This window comes from Nonomuraea thailandensis (assembly GCF_024172165.1).
Taxonomy (GTDB): domain Bacteria; phylum Actinomycetota; class Actinomycetes; order Streptosporangiales; family Streptosporangiaceae; genus Nonomuraea; species Nonomuraea thailandensis.
In genome coordinates, this window is sequence record NZ_JAMZEB010000002.1 from 11,677,501 (window position 1) to 11,693,740 (window position 16,240).

The 16,240-nt window shown below is 68.7% G+C and carries 15 protein-coding genes and 2 rRNA genes (1 of these 17 cut by a window edge); 9 read left to right on the plus strand and 8 right to left on the minus strand.

Annotation, left to right across the window (positions count from 1 at the left end; translation table 11 throughout):
• From HD597_RS58405 to HD597_RS58420, 4 genes are all read left to right on the plus strand, one after another.
• A 23S ribosomal RNA gene (locus HD597_RS58405) occupies nt 1-2,018 on the plus strand; it begins 1,088 nt to the left of the window's first position.
• Nucleotides 2,019-2,080: 62 nt separating this feature from the next.
• A 5S ribosomal RNA gene (gene rrf / locus HD597_RS58410) occupies nt 2,081-2,197 on the plus strand.
• A gap of 166 nt (nt 2,198-2,363) precedes the next feature.
• Nucleotides 2,364-3,224 carry a 4a-hydroxytetrahydrobiopterin dehydratase gene (locus HD597_RS66360; RefSeq protein WP_253757445.1) on the plus strand — a complete coding sequence of 287 codons (861 nt, stop codon included), beginning with the start codon at nt 2,364-2,366 and terminating at the stop codon, nt 3,222-3,224.
• 64 nt (nt 3,225-3,288) lie between these two features.
• Complete coding sequence (locus HD597_RS58420; RefSeq protein WP_253757447.1) at nt 3,289-4,263, plus strand: serine hydrolase; 975 nt, start codon at nt 3,289-3,291, stop codon at nt 4,261-4,263.
• On the opposite strand, the gene HD597_RS58425 is transcribed toward HD597_RS58420, so the two are convergent.
• The 5 genes from HD597_RS58425 to pstS are packed head-to-tail and all read right to left on the minus strand — an operon-like array spanning nt 4,232 to nt 8,729.
• Entirely contained in the window at nt 4,232-4,957 is a 726-nt protein-coding gene (locus tag HD597_RS58425) for a winged helix-turn-helix transcriptional regulator (RefSeq protein ID WP_253757449.1), read from the minus strand. The genes HD597_RS58420 and HD597_RS58425 overlap by 32 nt on opposite strands.
• On the minus strand, nt 4,957-5,736 hold the full coding sequence (gene pstB / locus HD597_RS58430) for a phosphate ABC transporter ATP-binding protein PstB (protein WP_253757450.1): 780 nt from the start codon (nt 5,734-5,736) through the stop codon (nt 4,957-4,959). Before pstB ends, HD597_RS58425 begins: the two co-directional genes overlap by 1 nt.
• 15 nt (nt 5,737-5,751) lie before the next feature.
• On the minus strand, nt 5,752-6,627 hold the full coding sequence (gene pstA, locus HD597_RS58435) for a phosphate ABC transporter permease PstA (protein WP_253757452.1): 876 nt from the start codon (nt 6,625-6,627) through the stop codon (nt 5,752-5,754).
• The gene (gene pstC / locus HD597_RS58440) at nt 6,624-7,604 is read right to left on the minus strand and encodes a phosphate ABC transporter permease subunit PstC (RefSeq protein ID WP_253757454.1); all 981 of its coding nucleotides are present in this window, start codon (nt 7,602-7,604) and stop codon (nt 6,624-6,626) included. The genes pstA and pstC overlap by 4 nt, the downstream gene beginning before the upstream one ends.
• A 6-nt stretch (nt 7,605-7,610) precedes the next feature.
• Entirely contained in the window at nt 7,611-8,729 is a 1,119-nt protein-coding gene (gene pstS / locus HD597_RS58445) for a phosphate ABC transporter substrate-binding protein PstS (protein WP_253757456.1), read from the minus strand.
• Between the two features lie 121 nt (nt 8,730-8,850).
• Between pstS and HD597_RS58450 the strand changes: the two genes are divergently transcribed.
• On the plus strand, nt 8,851-9,333 hold the full coding sequence (locus HD597_RS58450; RefSeq protein WP_253757458.1) for a low molecular weight protein-tyrosine-phosphatase: 483 nt from the start codon (nt 8,851-8,853) through the stop codon (nt 9,331-9,333).
• Nucleotides 9,320-10,105: a fructosamine kinase family protein gene (locus HD597_RS58455; protein WP_253757460.1), complete on the plus strand. Its 786-nt coding sequence runs from the start codon at nt 9,320-9,322 to the stop codon at nt 10,103-10,105. Before HD597_RS58450 ends, HD597_RS58455 begins: the two co-directional genes overlap by 14 nt.
• Here HD597_RS58455 and HD597_RS58460 read toward each other — a convergent pair.
• Nucleotides 10,102-10,953 carry a TetR/AcrR family transcriptional regulator gene (locus HD597_RS58460; RefSeq protein WP_253757462.1) on the minus strand — a complete coding sequence of 284 codons (852 nt, stop codon included), beginning with the start codon at nt 10,951-10,953 and terminating at the stop codon, nt 10,102-10,104. The genes HD597_RS58455 and HD597_RS58460 overlap by 4 nt on opposite strands.
• 59 nt (nt 10,954-11,012) lie before the next feature.
• Here HD597_RS58460 and HD597_RS58465 point away from each other — a divergent pair, with 59 nt between their 5' ends.
• On the plus strand, nt 11,013-12,701 hold the full coding sequence (locus tag HD597_RS58465) for a right-handed parallel beta-helix repeat-containing protein (protein WP_253757464.1): 1,689 nt from the start codon (nt 11,013-11,015) through the stop codon (nt 12,699-12,701).
• On the opposite strand, the gene hisN is transcribed toward HD597_RS58465, so the two are convergent.
• On the minus strand, nt 12,698-13,495 hold the full coding sequence (hisN, locus tag HD597_RS58470; RefSeq protein ID WP_253757466.1) for a histidinol-phosphatase: 798 nt from the start codon (nt 13,493-13,495) through the stop codon (nt 12,698-12,700). The genes HD597_RS58465 and hisN overlap by 4 nt on opposite strands.
• A gap of 90 nt (nt 13,496-13,585) precedes the next feature.
• On the opposite strand from hisN, the gene HD597_RS58475 reads away from it, so the two are divergent.
• Nucleotides 13,586-14,044, plus strand: coding sequence for a DUF4442 domain-containing protein (locus tag HD597_RS58475; protein WP_253757468.1), 459 nt, complete (start codon nt 13,586-13,588; stop codon nt 14,042-14,044).
• A gap of 14 nt (nt 14,045-14,058) precedes the next feature.
• The gene (locus HD597_RS58480) at nt 14,059-14,868 is read left to right on the plus strand and encodes a hypothetical protein (protein WP_253757470.1); all 810 of its coding nucleotides are present in this window, start codon (nt 14,059-14,061) and stop codon (nt 14,866-14,868) included.
• A gap of 213 nt (nt 14,869-15,081) precedes the next feature.
• Here HD597_RS58480 and rsgA read toward each other — a convergent pair whose 3' ends face one another.
• Nucleotides 15,082-16,158, minus strand: a complete 1,077-nt coding sequence (rsgA, locus tag HD597_RS58485) for a ribosome small subunit-dependent GTPase A (RefSeq protein WP_253759934.1) — start codon at nt 16,156-16,158, stop codon at nt 15,082-15,084.
• Between the last annotated feature and the right edge of the window lie 82 nt (nt 16,159-16,240).

Genomic DNA, 16,240 nt, shown 5'->3' on the forward strand with positions numbered 1-16,240 from the left:
CAGATCACCGACTAAGGCCCCTAAGCGTGTGCTAAGTGGGAAAGGATGTGGAGTCGCAGAGACAACCAGGAGGTTGGCTTAGAAGCAGCCACCCTTGAAAGAGTGCGTAATAGCTCACTGGTCAAGTGATTCTGCGCCGACAATGTAGCGGGGCTCAAGTACACCGCCGAAGTCGTGGCATTGATCCCCATGTGGGGTTGATGGGTAGGGGAGCGTCGTGCAGCCGGTGAAGCAGCAGAGTGATCTAGTTGTGGAGGCTGTGCGAGTGAGAATGCAGGCATGAGTAGCGAATCGAGGGTGAGAAACCCTCGCGCCGGATGACCAAGGGTTCCTGGGCCAGGCTAATCCGCCCAGGGTAAGTCGGGACCTAAGGCGAGGCCGACAGGCGTAGTCGATGGACAACGGGTTGATATTCCCGTACCCGCTTCAATGCGCCCATACTGAACCTCGTGATGCTAAGAGTCCTTAACTCGCCTAAAGCCTTCGGGCTTGGGGTCAGAGTGAACGCTCGGTCCGATCGGGTAGTAGGTAAGCGATGGGGTGACGCAGGAAGGTAGTCCAGCCCAGGCGATGGTTGTCCTGGGGTAAGCATGTAGGGCGGAACGTAGGCAAATCCGCGTTCCTTCAGCCTGAGATGTGATGCCGAGCCGATTGTGGTGAAGTGGATGATCCTATGCTGCCGAGAAAAGCCTCTAGTGAGTGTTGTGGCGGCCCGTACCCTAAACCGACTCAGGTGGTCAGGTAGAGAATACTAAGGCGATCGGGTGAACTGTGGTTAAGGAACTCGGCAAATTGCCCCCGTAACTTCGGGAGAAGGGGGACCTCTGCTGGTGATGAGTCTTGCACTCGGAGCTGGTGGGGGTCGCAGTGGCCAGGGGGAAGCGACTGTTTACTAAAAACACAGGTCCGTGCGAAGTCGTAAGACGATGTATACGGACTGACGCCTGCCCGGTGCCGGAACGTTAAGGGGACCGCTTAGCCAGCTTCGGTTGGCGAAGGTGAGAACTTAAGCGCCGGTAAACGGCGGTGGTAACTATAACCATCCTAAGGTAGCGAAATTCCTTGTCGGGTAAGTTCCGACCTGCACGAATGGCGTAACGACTTCCCCGCTGTCTCAACCGCAGACCCGGCGAAATTGCACTACGAGTAAAGATGCTCGTTACGCGCAGCAGGACGGAAAGACCCCGGGACCTTCACTACAGCTTGACATTGGCGTTTGGAGCGTCTTGTGTAGGATAGGTGGGAGACTGGGAAGCTCGGACGCTAGTTCGGGTGGAGTCATTGGTGAAATACCACTCTGGTCGTTTTGAACGTCTAACTCTGGTCCGTGATCCGGATCGGGGACAGTGTCTGGTGGGTAGTTTAACTGGGGCGGTTGCCTCCCAAAGAGTAACGGAGGCGCCCAAAGGTTCCCTCAGCCTGGTTGGCAATCAGGTGTTGAGTGTAAGTGCACAAGGGAGCTTGACTGTGAGACTGACGGGTCGAGCAGGAGCGAAAGCTGGGACTAGTGATCCGGCATCGGCGTGTGGAAGCGGTGTCGCTCAACGGCTAAAAGGTACCCCGGGGATAACAGGCTGATCTTCCCCAAGAGTCCATATCGACGGGATGGTTTGGCACCTCGATGTCGGCTCGTCGCATCCTGGGGCTGGAGTAGGTCCCAAGGGTTGGGCTGTTCGCCCATTAAAGCGGTACGCGAGCTGGGTTTAGAACGTCGCGAGACAGTTCGGTCCCTATCCGCTGCGCGCGCAGGAGACTTGAAAGGGGCTGTCCCTAGTACGAGAGGACCGGGACGGACGAACCTCTGGTGTGCCAGTTGTACCGCCAGGTGCACGGCTGGTTGGCTACGTTCGGAAGGGATAACCGCTGAAAGCATCTAAGCGGGAAGCTCGCCTTGAGATGAGGTCTCCCACCACGAGAGTGGGTAAGGCTCCCGGTAGACGACCGGGTTGATAGGCCGGAGGTGGAAGCACGGTAACGTGTGGAGCTGACCGGTACTAATAGGCCGAGGACTTGACCACAAAGCATCTTGCTCGCGTCCACTAAGCAATTCTGAGACAGCAAACAGGCTGTTTCGCAGGGTTACGGCGGTTATGGCGGGAAGGAAACACCCGGTTACATTCCGAACCCGGAAGTTAAGCTTCTCTGCGCCGATGGTACTGCACTCGGGAGGGTGTGGGAGAGTAGGTCACCGCCGGACAATCTCTATGGAAAGGGCCCCGACGCCGAGCGTCGGGGCCCTTTCTGCGTTGCGCCGATTGCTCTGTGTCGCGCCGGCGGCGTCGCTTGTCCCCGTTGGTCGCGCATAGTACGGTCGCGTCCACGAGCGGTGGCCGCCAGGGAGGGCCATCCTCCGAGGGGGCCTCGTGAGCGAGATCTTCATCTCTTACCGTCGCACCGACAGCAGCCCGGTCTCCGGCCGCTTGTACGCGGCTCTCCAGCACGCCTACGGCGACAGGGCCGTCTTCATGGACACCTCGTCCATCGCTCCCGGAGCCAGCTGGCCCAGGAGCCTGGAGAACGCCCTCGCACGGGCGAAGGTGGTCCTCGTGGTCATGGGCCCTCAGTGGATCAGGGCCGCCAACGAGTGGGGCGAGCGGCTGATCGACCAGGAGGGCGACTGGGTGCGCCGTGAGCTGGAAGGCGCTCTGGCCGCCGACAAGCAGGTGATCCCCCTGCTGGTGAGCGGCGCCAGGATGCCTCCGCCCGAACGGCTGCCGGAGTCGCTGCGGAGTCTGTGCGAGCGGCAGGCGGTGCCGCTGCGCGACGAGTTCTTCGAGCACGACCTGAAGCTGGTCGTGACGCAGGTCGAGGCGAGGGCGAAGCTCGCGGGGCTGCCCAGTGTGGACAACTGGTATCCGCAGCCGCCTCCCGATGTGCCGGATCCCCTGTCCGAGGAGAAGCTGGCCGTGGCGTTGAAGGCGGTGCTGCGGCATTGGCAGGTGGTCGAGAGCCCGCTTCCGCAGGACGAGTCGGCCACCCGGATCGAGCTCTACCGGGAGTACCGCTTCAGGACCTTCAGGGACGCGATCGCGTTCATGAGCGAGGTGGCGCCGGGCTGCGACATCGCCAATCACCATCCGCGCTGGGAGAACGTCTGGCGTCATGTACGGGTCTCCCTGACCACATGGGACATCGGTCACCGGATCTCCGATCGCGACGTGCAACTCGCCAAGTACTTCGACAGCGCCTACGGGGAGTTTCCCGGAGCCGACCCACCCGGTTGACGACGCCGCGCTGAGGCGGGCGTCACACTAGCGGGGCGGCTGAGGTCTTCGTGATAATGATCGCGTGATCGCGGCCGCCGCGAAAGCGATGCCACGGCTGTTCCTCGTGCTCGCTCTGCTCGTCCCGTTGCTCCTGGCGAACGAGCAGATGCCGGCCGAGGTCAGTGCCGTTGACGTGCCGTCGCCCGTGGTCGGGCGAGCTCCGGAGCTCGTGCCCTTCAGGACGGCCGTGCGGGCTCCGTCCGCCCGCTCCCCGCGCGCCGAGGAGCCCGGCGTCCAGCCCGTGATCCGCAGGGCGAAGGTGCCGGCGGCGCGGATCTCCAAGCGGCTCGACCGTTTCCTGGCGGGCAGGCCGGGGCCGGTGACGGCGATGGTGAAGGAGCTGGGGACCGGGCGGGTCTACCGGTATCACGCGGGCGAGCGGCTGATCACGGCCAGCACGGCCAAGGTGCAGATCCTCATGGCGCTGCTCCTGCGTACCCCGTGGAAGAAGCTTCCCGCGGCGGTCAGGCGCGATGCGGAGAAGATGATCCGCTACAGCGACAACCACGCCGCCGACCGGCTGTGGCTGCGGATCGGGGGCGCGGCGGGGTTCGGCGCGGCGGGGCGGAAGTTCGGGCTGAAGCACACCCAGGGAGTGCCGGGGAGCTGCGTCGACCTGTACTGCTGGGGGATCACGAAGACGTCCGTGGACGACCAGGTGCGGCTCATGGCGGCGCTGGTGTCGGAGAAGAGCCCGCTCAAGGCCGGGGATCGCAAGCAGGTGCTCAGGCTCATGGGCGCGGTCGTCGACGGCCAGGACTGGGGCATCAGCGCCGCCGCGTGCCGGGGCGAACGGGTGGCGCTGAAGAACGGCTGGCTCAAGCGCGTCTCGAACAAGCTCTGGGCCACGATCAGCGTGGGCCTGATCAGGGACGGCGGGCGCGACTACGCCGTTGCCGTACTCACCGAGGGCAGCCCTGAGGTGGGGTACGGCATCGCGACGGTCGAAGGCGTGGCCGAGCGGATCATGCGTGACTTCCGGCGATGCCAGGGGTGACCAGCCGGTAGCCCACCCCGCGTACGGTCTGGATGAGCTGGTCGTCCTCGTCGCCCAGGCGCGCCCGCAGCCGCTTGACGTGCACCGCGATCGTGTTCGTCGAGGTGTTCGCGGCGGCGTGCCAGACGTGGCGCATGATCTGCTCGCGGGTGACCGTGCGGTCGGCGTTGCGCATGAGGTACTGCAGCAGCTCGAACTCGCGCAACGGCAGGTGCACGGCCCGCCCGGCGACGCGCACCTGATAGGCCTGAACGTCCAGCTCGACCCCGCCCACGGCCAGCACCTTGCGGGACTCGGGCGAGGCCGCCTGGATGAACGGCAGCAGCTCCGGCACCCTGTAGGGCCTGGCCACGCAGGCGGCGGCGCCGGCCGCGAGCGCGCGCACCGCCTGCTCGGCGTGCCCCTCGCCGACACCGAGCAGCACGGGCACGGCCCGGGCCCGCCGTACGGCGCGGACGAACTCGACCGCGTCGATGACCGGCAGCGTGGCCGAGACGAGCACCACGTCCGGCTGGAGGGCGCCCGCCTGCAGCAGCCCCTGCGCGCCGTCCGGGGCGCCGGTCACGGCCACGCCCTCGTGTTCGAGGGCCGTGGCCACGTCGTCCACGACGGAGTCGTCGGGATCGGCGATGAGCAGTACGGGCTTGGTCCTCGTGTCCCCGTTCATCGTGGATGCCGCCTGCTGTCGGGTCATCAGCCGAAGCGCCCCGTGATGTAGTCCTCGGTCGCCTTCTGCGTCGGGTTGGTGAACATGCGGGACGTCTCGTCCATCTCGATGACCTTGCCGGGCTGGCCCTGCGCGGCGAGGTTGAAGAACGCCGTCCTGTCGCTGACCCGGGCGGCCTGCTGCATGTTGTGGGTGACGATGACGATGGTGTACTGGTCCTTCAGCTTGGCCATCAGGTCCTCGATGGCCAGCGTCGAGATCGGGTCGAGGGCCGAGCACGGCTCGTCCATCAGCAGGACCTCGGGCTGCACCGCGATGGCGCGGGCGATGCAGAGGCGCTGCTGCTGACCGCCGGACAGGCCGGCGCCGGGCTTGTTGAGGCGGTCCTTGACCTCGTTCCAGAGGTTGGCGCCCTTGAGGGACTCCTCGACGATGCCGTCCATCTGGGACTTGGAGATGCGGCCCCGGTTGAGGCGCAGGCCGGCGGCCACGTTCTCGTAGATGGACATCGTGGGGAACGGGTTGGGGCGCTGGAACACCATGCCGATCAGGCGGCGGACCGAGACGGGCTCGATCGTGGGGGCGTACAGGTCCTCGCCGTCGAGCAGCACCTTGCCCTCCACCCGCGCGCCGGGGATGACCTCGTGCATGCGGTTGAGCGTGCGCAGGAACGTCGACTTGCCGCACCCCGACGGGCCGATGAACGCGGTGATCGAGCGGGGCTCGATGGTCATGGACACGTCCTCGATCGCCTTGTGCGATCCGTAGTACGCGTCCAGGCCCGAGACCTGGATCTGCTTGGACATTGTGGTCGTTTCCCCCTATCGGCCCTTGGCAGGCGAGCGCCACCAGGCGATCAGGCGCGCCACCAGGTTGAGCAGCATGACGATCAGGATGAGCGTGAGGGCTCCGGTCCACGCTCGGTCGATGGCGGTGTCGTTCGGACGGGCCGCCTGGTCGAAGACGAAGAGCGGAAGGCCCATCTGCGGCCCGCTGAACGGGTCGTTGTTGATGGAGTTGGTGAAGAACACCGTCATCAGCAGCGGCGCGGTCTCACCGGCGACGCGGGCCACGGCCAGCATCACGCCGGTGACGATGCCGGTGAACGCGGTCGGCAGCACGACCTTGACGATGGTGCGCCACTTGGGCACGCCCAGCGCGTACGAGGCCTCGCGCAGGTCGGTCGGCACCAGCCTGAGCATCTCCTCCGCCGATCGCACGACCGTCGGCATCATCAGGATGGACAGCGCCAGCGCGCCCGCCCAGCCGGAGAACTGGAAGCCGAGGAACAGGATCCAGAACGCGAAGACGAACAGGCCCGCAACGACGGAAGGGACGCCGGTCATGACGTCCACGAAGAAGCTGATGGAGCGGCTCAACCGGCCGCCGTTGCCGTACTCGACCAGGTAGATGGCGGTGAGCAGGCCGATCGGCACCGAGATCAGCGAGGCCAGCAGGACCTGTTCGAGCGTGCCGATGATGGCGTGGTACGCGCCGCCGTGCGCGTCCCTGGCTCCGATGCCGTTCATGGAGTGGGTGAGGAACTCCAGGTCGAAGCGCTCCATGCCGTTGGAGATGACCAGCCAGAGCACGGAGATGAGCGGCACCACGGCCAGCGCGAACGCCAGATAGACCAGGCCCTGGACGACCCGGTCCTTGATCCGGCGGCCGGTGGAGATGTGTTGGATCGTGGTCATGCGCCGGCCCTCGCGTACTCCTTGCGGCGGTTGATGACGAACCGCGCCGCCATGTTGACCAGCAACGTGATGATGAACAGCACGAGACCGGACGCGATCAGGGCGCCGCGGCCGATGTCGTTGGCCTCGCCGAAGCCGTTGGCGATGTTCGCCGCGATGCTGTTGGCGTGCGGGGTGAGGATCTGGAAGGTGATGTCGAAGGTGGCGGGGAAGATCAGCGCGACCGCGATGGTCTCGCCCATGGCGCGGCCGAGGCCGAGCATGGCGGCGCTGATGACGCCTGGGCGGCCGAACGGCAGCACGGCCATCCTGATCATTTCCCAGCGGGTCGCGCCGAGCGCGAGCGCCGCCTCCTCGTTCATCTTCGGCGCCTGGAGGAACACCTCGCGGGAGATGGCGGCGATGATCGGCAGGATCATGATGGCCAGCACGACAGAGCCGGCGAGCATGGTCTTGCCGCCGATGATGCCCTCACCGCCGAACAGCGGGAACCAGCCGAGGGTCTCGTTCAGCCACTGCGAGGGCGTCCTGAGCAGCGGCACCAGGAACGCCACGCCCCACAGGCCGTACACCACGCTGGGCACGGCGGCGAGCAGGTCGATCAGGTAACCGAGCGGGGCGGCGAGCCTGCGCGGCGCGTAGTGCGAGATGAACAGCGCCACGCCGACCGCGATCGGGGTCGCGATCACGAGTGCGAGCAGGGAGCTGAGCACGGTGCCGAACGCCAGTGCCGCGATGCCGAACTCGCGGCTGCTGTTGGGCTCCCAGGTCAGCTCGGTGAAGAAGTTCGCCTCGTTCGCCCGCAGGGCGGGGATGGCCTCGCTGATGAGGAACACGGCGATGGCAGCCATGATCGCCAGAAGGGCGACGCCGGCCGCGGTGGACAGGTAGCGGAAGGGCGCTTCACCGCGGCTGCGCCGCGAGGCGGACCGGCTCGTGGCCGGCCCGCCGTCACGGGTACGTACGTTGGTCGCCATGGGGGATTAGGAGATCGCCTCGACCGCGGTCCGGACCTTGGTGAGCAGAGTGCCCGAGAGCGGGGCGTAGCCCAGCTCCTTGAGCGCCGCCTGGCCCTCGTCGCTGGAGGTGTACTTGAGGAACTCCTTGACGACCTTGGCCTCCTCGGCCGGCAGGCCCTTCTCGCAGGTGATCTCGTAGGTCACCAGGACGATGGGGTAGGCGCCGGCGGTCTTGGTGGCGTAGTCGATCGACAGGGCCAGGTCGTTGCCGGTGCCCTTGATCTCGGCCGTCTCGACCGTCTTGGCCGCGTTCTCGGGGGTCAGCTCGACGAACTCGCCGGCGCCGTTGGCGACCTTGGCCTTCTGCAGCGAGGAGTTCTCGGCGTAGGAGAGCTCGACGTAGCTGATGGCGCCCTCGGTGTCCTTGACGGAGGAGGCGATGCCGTCGGAGCCCTTGGAGCCCTGGCCCTTGGCCTCGGCCGGCCAGGCCTTGGCGGGCTCGTGCGGCCAGTCGGTCTCAGCGGTGGCCTTGAGGAACTTCGTGAAGTTGTCGCTGGTGCCCGACTCGTCCGAGCGGTGGAACGCCTGGATCGGGGTGGAGGGCAGCGTGGCGCTGGGGTTGTCGGCCTTGATGGCGGCGTCGTCCCACTTGGTGATCTTGCTGTTGAAGATCCCAGCGAGCGTCTTGGGGGAGAGCTGCAGGCCCTCGACGCCGGGCAGGTTGTAGACGACCGCGACCGGGCCGGTCACCATCGGGATGTTGATGGCGTTGCCGGTCTTGCACCGGGCGTTGGCCTGGGCGGGCTCGTCCTCCTTCAGGGCCGAGTCGGAGCCGGCGAAGGCCACCGTGCCCTGGATGAACGCCTGCACACCCGCGCCCGAGCCGCTGGGCTGGTAGTTCAGAGTGACACCAGGGTTCGTGGCCGTGAAGTTCTTCGTCCACTCGGTGATCGCGTTGGCCTGGGCCGAGGAGCCAGCGGCGTTGATCGTGCCACTCAGGCCACCGTTGTCGTTGCCCGCGGCGGGTGCGCTGGCGCTGGCGGAGCTGGTGCTCCCGGCGCCGGCGTTGTTGTCTGTGCCGCACGCAGCGAGCGAGAGCGCGCCGACGACGGCGACGGCGGCGAGCCGGCCTGCATACTTCACGGTTGGGTTCCTCCCACTTGGTCCTTAGTCGCCATGAAAGTTATGCAGCGAAGGTGACTCAGACCCCCTATCGAGGGTGAACGTTCGGTGAACGTGCCAGGTCACCCTCATGATGGGTGTTATGACTTATCGCGTATGCCTGGTGTGCATGGGGAACATCTGCCGCTCGCCGATGGCCGAGGTCGTCCTCCGTCAGACGCTCGCCGACCGCGGCCTGGGCGACAGTGTCATCGTCGAGAGCGCCGGGACGGGCGGCTGGCACGTCGGGGATCCCATGGACGAGCGGGCGCTGGCGATCCTCACCGAGCACGGCTACGACGGCTCCGCCCACCGGGCGCGGCAGTTCACCAAGGACTGGTTCGACCGCTACGACCTCGTGCTCGCCATGGACCGGGACAACCTGTCCAACCTGCGCCGGCTGGCCCCCGCCGGGGTGGAGGTGCGGCTGTTCCGCTCCTTCGACCCGGCGGCGCCGGAGGAGGCTGAGGTGCCGGATCCGTACTACGGGGGCCATGAGGGGTTCGAGGAGGTGCTGGGCCTGGTCGAGGCCGCCTCCGAGGGGATCGCCAAGCACATCGCCGACTCGCTCGATGAGATTCACTGAGGACCTCGGCTCGTCGCACGGATGGCGGCTGCGACGGGGCGTGCTGGACGACGGGCGCGAGGTGTTCGCCAAGAGCGGGGCCGCCTCCGAGCTGTTCGCCTCGGAGGCGGCCGGGCTGCGCTGGCTGGGCGAGGCCGCCGCGGTGCCCGAGGTGATCGAGGTGGGGCCCGACCGGCTCGTGCTGTCCTGGGTGCGCCAGGAGCGGCCCGACGCGGCCGCCGCCGAACGGTTCGGGCGTTCGCTGGCGAGGATGCACCGGGCCGGGGCGCCCGGCTTCGGCGCCCCGTGGGCCGGGTTCATCGCCGAGCTGCCGATGGACAACGCGCCCTGTGCCGGCTGGCCGGCCTTCTACGGTGAACGGCGGGTGCTGCCGTTCCTGCGGCTCGCGCGGCTGCCCGCTGCCGACGTCGCGCTGGTGGAGCGGGCGGTGGGGCGCTTCGCCGACGTCGCGGGGCCCGCGGAGCCGCCCGCGCGGATCCACGGGGACCTGTGGAGCGGGAACGTGCTCTGGTCGGGCGGGGACGGGGTGCTCATCGATCCGGCCGCCCATGGCGGGCATCGGGAGACGGACCTGGCCATGCTGGAGTTGTTCGGGCTGCCGTACCTGGATCGGGTGCTGGGGGCGTACCGGGAGGAGTGGCCGCTCGCGCGGGGGTGGCGGGAGCGGGTGCCGCTGCACCAGCTGCATCCGCTGCTCGTGCACGTGGTGTTGTACGGGGAGAGCTACCGCGAGAGCTTGATGAGCACGGTGCGGCGGGTGCTGGCCCTCTAACGGTCTCCGCGGCCGCGGTGTGGCGACTGCCGGGTGCTGCGCTTGCGGTAGGCGCGCTGCTGGCAGGCGCGTGAGCAGTAGACGCGGGGACGGCCGGAGGCGGCCGGAGCGAGTGCCTTGCCGCATTCACGGCAGGCTTCATCACGGCTTTCATCACGCTCTTTGATGAGGGCTTCGATGCCGTCCAGGAGGCGGCGCAGGCCGAACTCGAAGGAGTCCTCCGGGTGGTCCCAGCCGCCCGACTCCCACAGGTGGGTGATCGCCGGATAGCGGTCGAGGCGTTCGTACAGGGAGTCGCGCGAGCCCCACCACTCCTGCTCGGACACGCCGCTGCGGCGCTCCTCGCGCCGCGTCTCGACCAGGACCAGGGCCTCGGCGTCCACGAAGCGGCCGAGCAGGCCGATGGCCGCGATCACCTCGGACGGCCTGAGCGCGGTGCCGGTGAGTGTGGCCAGCATGTCGTCGTAGTGCGCGACGGCGTGCGGGCCCGGGAGGTGGCGGGTGCCGCGCACCTCGGCCAGCCAGGGGTGCCGCTTGCGGATCTCCCAGGCCTGCCTGGCGATCGCCTCCAGCCGGACGCGCCAGCCTTCCTGCTGGGGCGGGGCCTTCGGGTGCTCGCTCATGACCTCGTCGCTCATGAGATCGACGAGCTGGTCGCGGCCGGGCACGTGGCGGTAGAGCGACATGGTCGTGAAGCCCAGCCGGTCGGCGACCTTGCGCATGGACAGGCCCTCCAGGCCCTCGGCGTCGGCCAGCTCGATCGCGGCGCGCACGATCCTGCCCACGCTCAGGCCCGGGCGCGGCTCGGGCTCCTCCTGCCGCCACAGCAGCTCCACCGGATCTGGCATGCCTCTAGTTTATGGTGTATTACTTCGTGTACGGCATACACATAGTGGAGGTGGCTGAGATGTTCTACGTGTCTCCGGCGGGGGACGACTCGGGGCAGGGCTCCTTCGAGCACCCGTTCAGGACCCTGGAGCGGGCCCGTTCCGCGGCCCGCGAGGTCCCCGGCGAGGTCGTCGTGCGGCTGAGGGGCGGCACGCACCTGCTGACCCGGCCGTTCGAGCTCACGGAGGCCGACTCCGGGACGGTCTACGAGGCGTACGGCCACGGGAGCGCCGAGCGGGAGGAGGCGGTGGTCAGCGGCGGCCGGCCGATCACGGGGTGGCGGGAGCGCGACGGGGTGTGGCGGGCCGAGGTCGGCGACCTGGAGGTCCGCCAGCTCTACGTGGACGGCCGCCGGGCCGCCCGCGCCGCCATCCCCGGCCTGCCGGGAGCCGCGGAGGCGACCGGGACGGGATACGTCACGGACAGCGCCGAGCCGCTGGGCTGGCGGAGCGCCGAGTTCGTCCACCGGGGCGTCTACCCGTGGACGGAGGCGCGGCTCGCGATGGCCGCGGCCACCGCCGACGGCGACAGGACCGTGATCACCATGGCGCAGCCCGGGTTCGGCTGGGCCACGGAGCTGTACAACTCCACCTGGGAGGGCAGCACCTCCCGCGGTCCCGGCCTGCCGACGGCGATCGAGAACGAGCCGGGTTTCCTGCGTGAGCCGGGCACGTTCGTGCTCGACCGGTCGCGGCCGGGGGAGCACGTGCTGCTGTACCTGCCGCTCCCCGGTGAGGATCCCGCGCGGACGACCGTGGTCGCGCCGGTCCTGGAGACGCTGGTGCGGGTCGCGGGGGCGCGGGACGTGGCGTTCAGGGGGCTGGTGTTCGCCGACGCCACGTGGCTGCGGCCCGGCCGTCCGGAGGGGTTCGTGCACTACCACGGGAGCGGTTACTACGAGGGTGGGGGAGTCGAGACGGCCGTTCTGGGCGAGGGGGCGTCCGTGACGTATCCCACGGATTCCGTCACGATCCCGGCCTGCGTGCGGTTCGAGGAGACGGTGGGAGCGCGGATCGAGGGCTGCCGGTTCACCCGGCTCGGGGCCTCCGGGCTGGGCGTCTCCGGGGGTGAAGGGCTGACGGTACGCGGCTGCGACTTCGACACGCTGTCCGCCGGCGGCATCGTGGTGTCCGGCAGCCGGGGGACCCTCCTTGAGGACAACCGGGTGCGGCGCACCGGGCTGGAGTTCAGCGGGTCGCCGGGGATCGCGGTGACCGGCACGCACGGATGCGTCGTCGCGAACAACGAGGTCGGCGAGGTGCCGCACTGCGGCATCGTCGCCGGCGCGGGCGAGGGCACCAGGATCCTGCGCAACCTGACCGTGGACACCATGCAGGTGCTGGCCGACGGGGGCGGGGTGTACATGAGCGGGCCCCAGGGGGAGGGGGCCGAGGTGCGGGGGAACGTGATCGAGGACACGCGCACGCCGTACAACTTCGGGCTCTACCTCGACTACGGCGCCAGCGGGGTGACCGTCGAGGAGAACGTCGTCCTGCGCGCCGACAACACGTCCGTCCTGCACGTGGGGCCGCCGCTGGAGAACGTCGTCTTCCGGGGCAACTTCTGGGACGCCGACCCGCTCGGGCACGACGATCCGCCGAGCGGGGTCACGTACGAGGGAAACGTGACGATCAAAGATGAACGCGAGCTGAACGCCGCGACCGAGGGCATCCGGGCGCGGGCGGGGCTGCTGCGGCCCCGCGGCTAGCTTCTGATCGTGGTGCCGTTGAGGCGGTCGATGACCTCGTTGTGCAGGACACCGTTGCTGCACACCAGGCTGCCGCCCTCAAGGCCCTTCACGCCGGCGGTGTCGGTCCAGACGCCGCCGGCCTCCTCGACGATCACGGTGAGCGCGGCCATGTCCCACGGGGACAGCTCCGGCTCGGCCGACAGGTCCACCGAGCCTTCGGCGACCATCATGTGCGACCAGAAGTCGCCGTACGCCCGGGTGCGCCAGCAGGCGCGGCTGAGGTCGAGGAAGTTGTCGAGCTTGCCCCGCTTCTCCCAGCCGCCGAAGCTCGAGTACGAGAACGAGGCGTCCTCAAGGGCGGACACGGAGGACACCCGCATGCGGGACGCCTTGGTCAGGCTCTTGCCCGTCCACGCGCCGCCTTCGGTCGCCGCCCACCAGCGCCGGCCGAGGGCCGGGGCCGACACCAGGCCGACGACGACCTTGCCGTACTCCATGAGTGCGATGAGCGTGGCCCAGACCGGCACACCGCGCACGTAGTTCTTGGTGCCGTCGATGGGATCGATGATCCACGACCGGGCGCCCCACCCGGTCTTGCCGAACTCCTCGCCCACCACCGCGTCACGCGGTCTGGCACGGCGCAGCGTGCCCCGGATGGCCTCCTCCACGGCGCGGTCGGCGTCGCTGACCGGCGTCAGATCGGGCTTGGTCTCGACCTTGAGGTCGACCGCCTTGAACCGTCGCATGGTCAGGTCATCGGCGGCGTCCGCCATGACATGCGCGAGGCGAAGATCATCGGTATAACCCTGCACGATCGCCCACGCTACCGTGTCGGGTATACAGAGCATCAGTCGCTAAAGCCCCTTTTCTGGTAACTCGCGTTCCAGTTACTCGCCAGTAGCATGGTGGGTATGTCAGTAGATGTCGGTGGCCTCCTGCTGGATACAGTTCCGTTTGCCCGGACTCTGGGGATCGTGTTCGACACGGTCGAGGACGGGCGGGCGGTGTGCCGCGTACCGGACCGTCCGGAACAGCGCAACCACGTGTCGGGGCCACACGCCGGGGTGCTCTTCACGCTCGCGGAGTCCGCGTCGGGGGCCGCCGTGCTCTCGTCGCTCGGCGACCAGCTCGGCCGGGCGGTGCCGCTGCCCACCACCGCCACCATCGAGTACCGGAAGGTGGCCTTGGGCGAGGTGCGGGCCGAGGCCCGGCTGCTCGCCTCGCGCGAGGAGGTCGTGGCCAGGCTGGACGCGGGGGAGCGGCCGGTGTTCGACGTGGCGGTGGAGATCACCGACGCGGACGGCACCGTGGTGTCGGCCCTGACCGTCACCTGGACCCTCCGCCCGAACCGGCCCCGCTGAGCCCTGGATCCGGTATGAACGCCCTGATTCGGGCGGCCCTGATAGGGGCCGTGATCGGGATCGCGGAGGACGCTCTCGCCACGCGGGCGTTCGAGCATGACGAACAGCTCGCCTTTCTGATCATGCTGGTCGGGCCCGTTCCTGCGAGCATGTTGCTGTCCTTCTGGGCGAAGCTGCCGCGGTGGTGGCTGATGTCCCTTCTGGGGCCGGTCGCGGTCGTTGTGTGCATCGCTGTGATGTGGTTCCTGCCTGGTGTCACCACGAGCCTGGGTGAGTGGGGCGGGCGCCTGACGTTCATGGGGCTCGGCGCGCTCGGCTTCGCGCTCGCCGCCGCTGCGGTGACGCCGATGCGCCGGACGGCGCGGCTGGTCACCATCGGCGTGCTGGCCGTCGGGGTGGTCGCCGCCCGGTTGGTCGTGGGGGTCGTCATCGTGCTGATCAGCACGCAGGTGGCGGCTCACCACGGAGTGCCTGTCGTCGCGCCGGAGCTGCCCGGACATCGCCTCACCCACGTGCGGGCCACGGAGCGTGAGCTCTCCCTTGAGTACGAGCGGCGGTCGGACGGGGTGAGGCTTACCGTCGGCGTGCGGGCCAGGGGTGAGGTGACTCCTCGGCGGAGGTGCGAGGAGGGGTATCCGGAGGCCGCGTGTCGTGAGGTGGCGCCGGGCGTCTGGGCCGGTGAGCGGGAGGTGGATGTGGTGTTGTACTCCGTGCATGGTGATGCGCTGGTGGAGATCAGGAGCCACGCGGCGACCAGGGCGGACGCGCTCGCCGTGCTGCCTGCCCTGCGGCCGGTGGGGTGGTGGGAGCTGGCCTGGCAGTGATCGCCCTGGTACGGGGGGTGGCTTCCCCTACGCGTGCCGCGCCGGTCCGCTCGCGCCGCGCCCGCCTGCGAGCGGTCGCGGTTGCGCCCTGGTGCGCTTCGCTGTCGCTACGGTCGCGCGTTCGTGCCTGCGGGTCTCCTCGTCCGCGCGCGTTGCCACCCGCCTGGGCATGTCCGTGACGCGCGCAGGAAAGGGCTCGGGTCGTGGGGCGGGTCAGGGGGCGTCGTTCGGGACGGGCTCGCGGCGAGGGGCGGACGGGTCGTCCGGGGTGCCCTCGCGGCTGGACAGGAGGCGGCGGAGGGACTCCAGGCGGGCGGGGTCGGCGTTGCCGGCCGCGACCCAGGCGTCCAGCGCGCAGCCCTCGTCCAGGTGGGTGCAGCCCTTCGGGCAGGTGACCGTGCCCTCGACCAGGTCGGGGAAGGCCGCCAGCACCGTCTCCACCGACACGTGCGCCAGCCCGAAGCTGCGCACGCCCGGCGTGTCGATGATCCAGCCGCCCTCGGGCAGCTCCAGGGCCACCGCCGAGGTGGAGGTGTGGCGGCCGCGGCCGGTGACGGCGTTGACCTGGGAGACGGCGCGGTTGGCGTCGGGGACGAGGGCGTTGACCAGCGTTGACTTGCCGACGCCCGAATGGCCCACGAGGACGCTGATGCGCCCGGCCAGATGATCGCGCAGCTCGTCCAGGGCGCCGCCCTTGTGGACGACGACGTGCGACACGCCCAGCGGCTCGTAAAGTGCCACCAGCTCGTCGGGCGGCGCGAGGTCGGACTTGGTGAGGCAGAGCAGGGTGTCGATCTCGGCGTCGAAGGCCGCCACCAGAATCCTGTCGATCATGCGGGGGCGCGGTGGCGGGTCGGCCAGGGCGGTCACGATGACGAGCTGGTCGGCGTTGGCGACGACCGGCCGCTCGATGCCGTCCGTGTCCTCCGTGTCGTCGGCCGAGCGGCGCAGCATCGACGTGCGCGGCTCCACGCGTACGACCCTGGCCAGCGTGTCGGGACGGCCGGAGACGTCTCCCACCAGAGCCACCCTGTCGCCCACGACGATGCCCTTGCGGCCCAGCTCTCGGGCCTTCATGGCGACCACGAGCCGGCGTTGCGGAGGCTTGCGTTTCTGGGCCGAACCCTTGGCTCGCTCCGGCTCGACCAGCGTCGTGTAGCGGCCCCGGTCGACGGCCACCACGAACCCTTCGACGGCGTCCTCGTGCGCAGGACGAATCCGGGTCCTGGGGCGGGAACCCTTGCCCGGCCTGACCCGTACGTCGTCCTCGTCGTACTGCCGCTTGCTCAGCGGTCCGCTCCCATGCGCTCGCTTCCCCTCTGTGCTTGTCGTGCTGTGTGCGTGTGGTGGTGATGGCCGGGCGGCGGGGCGA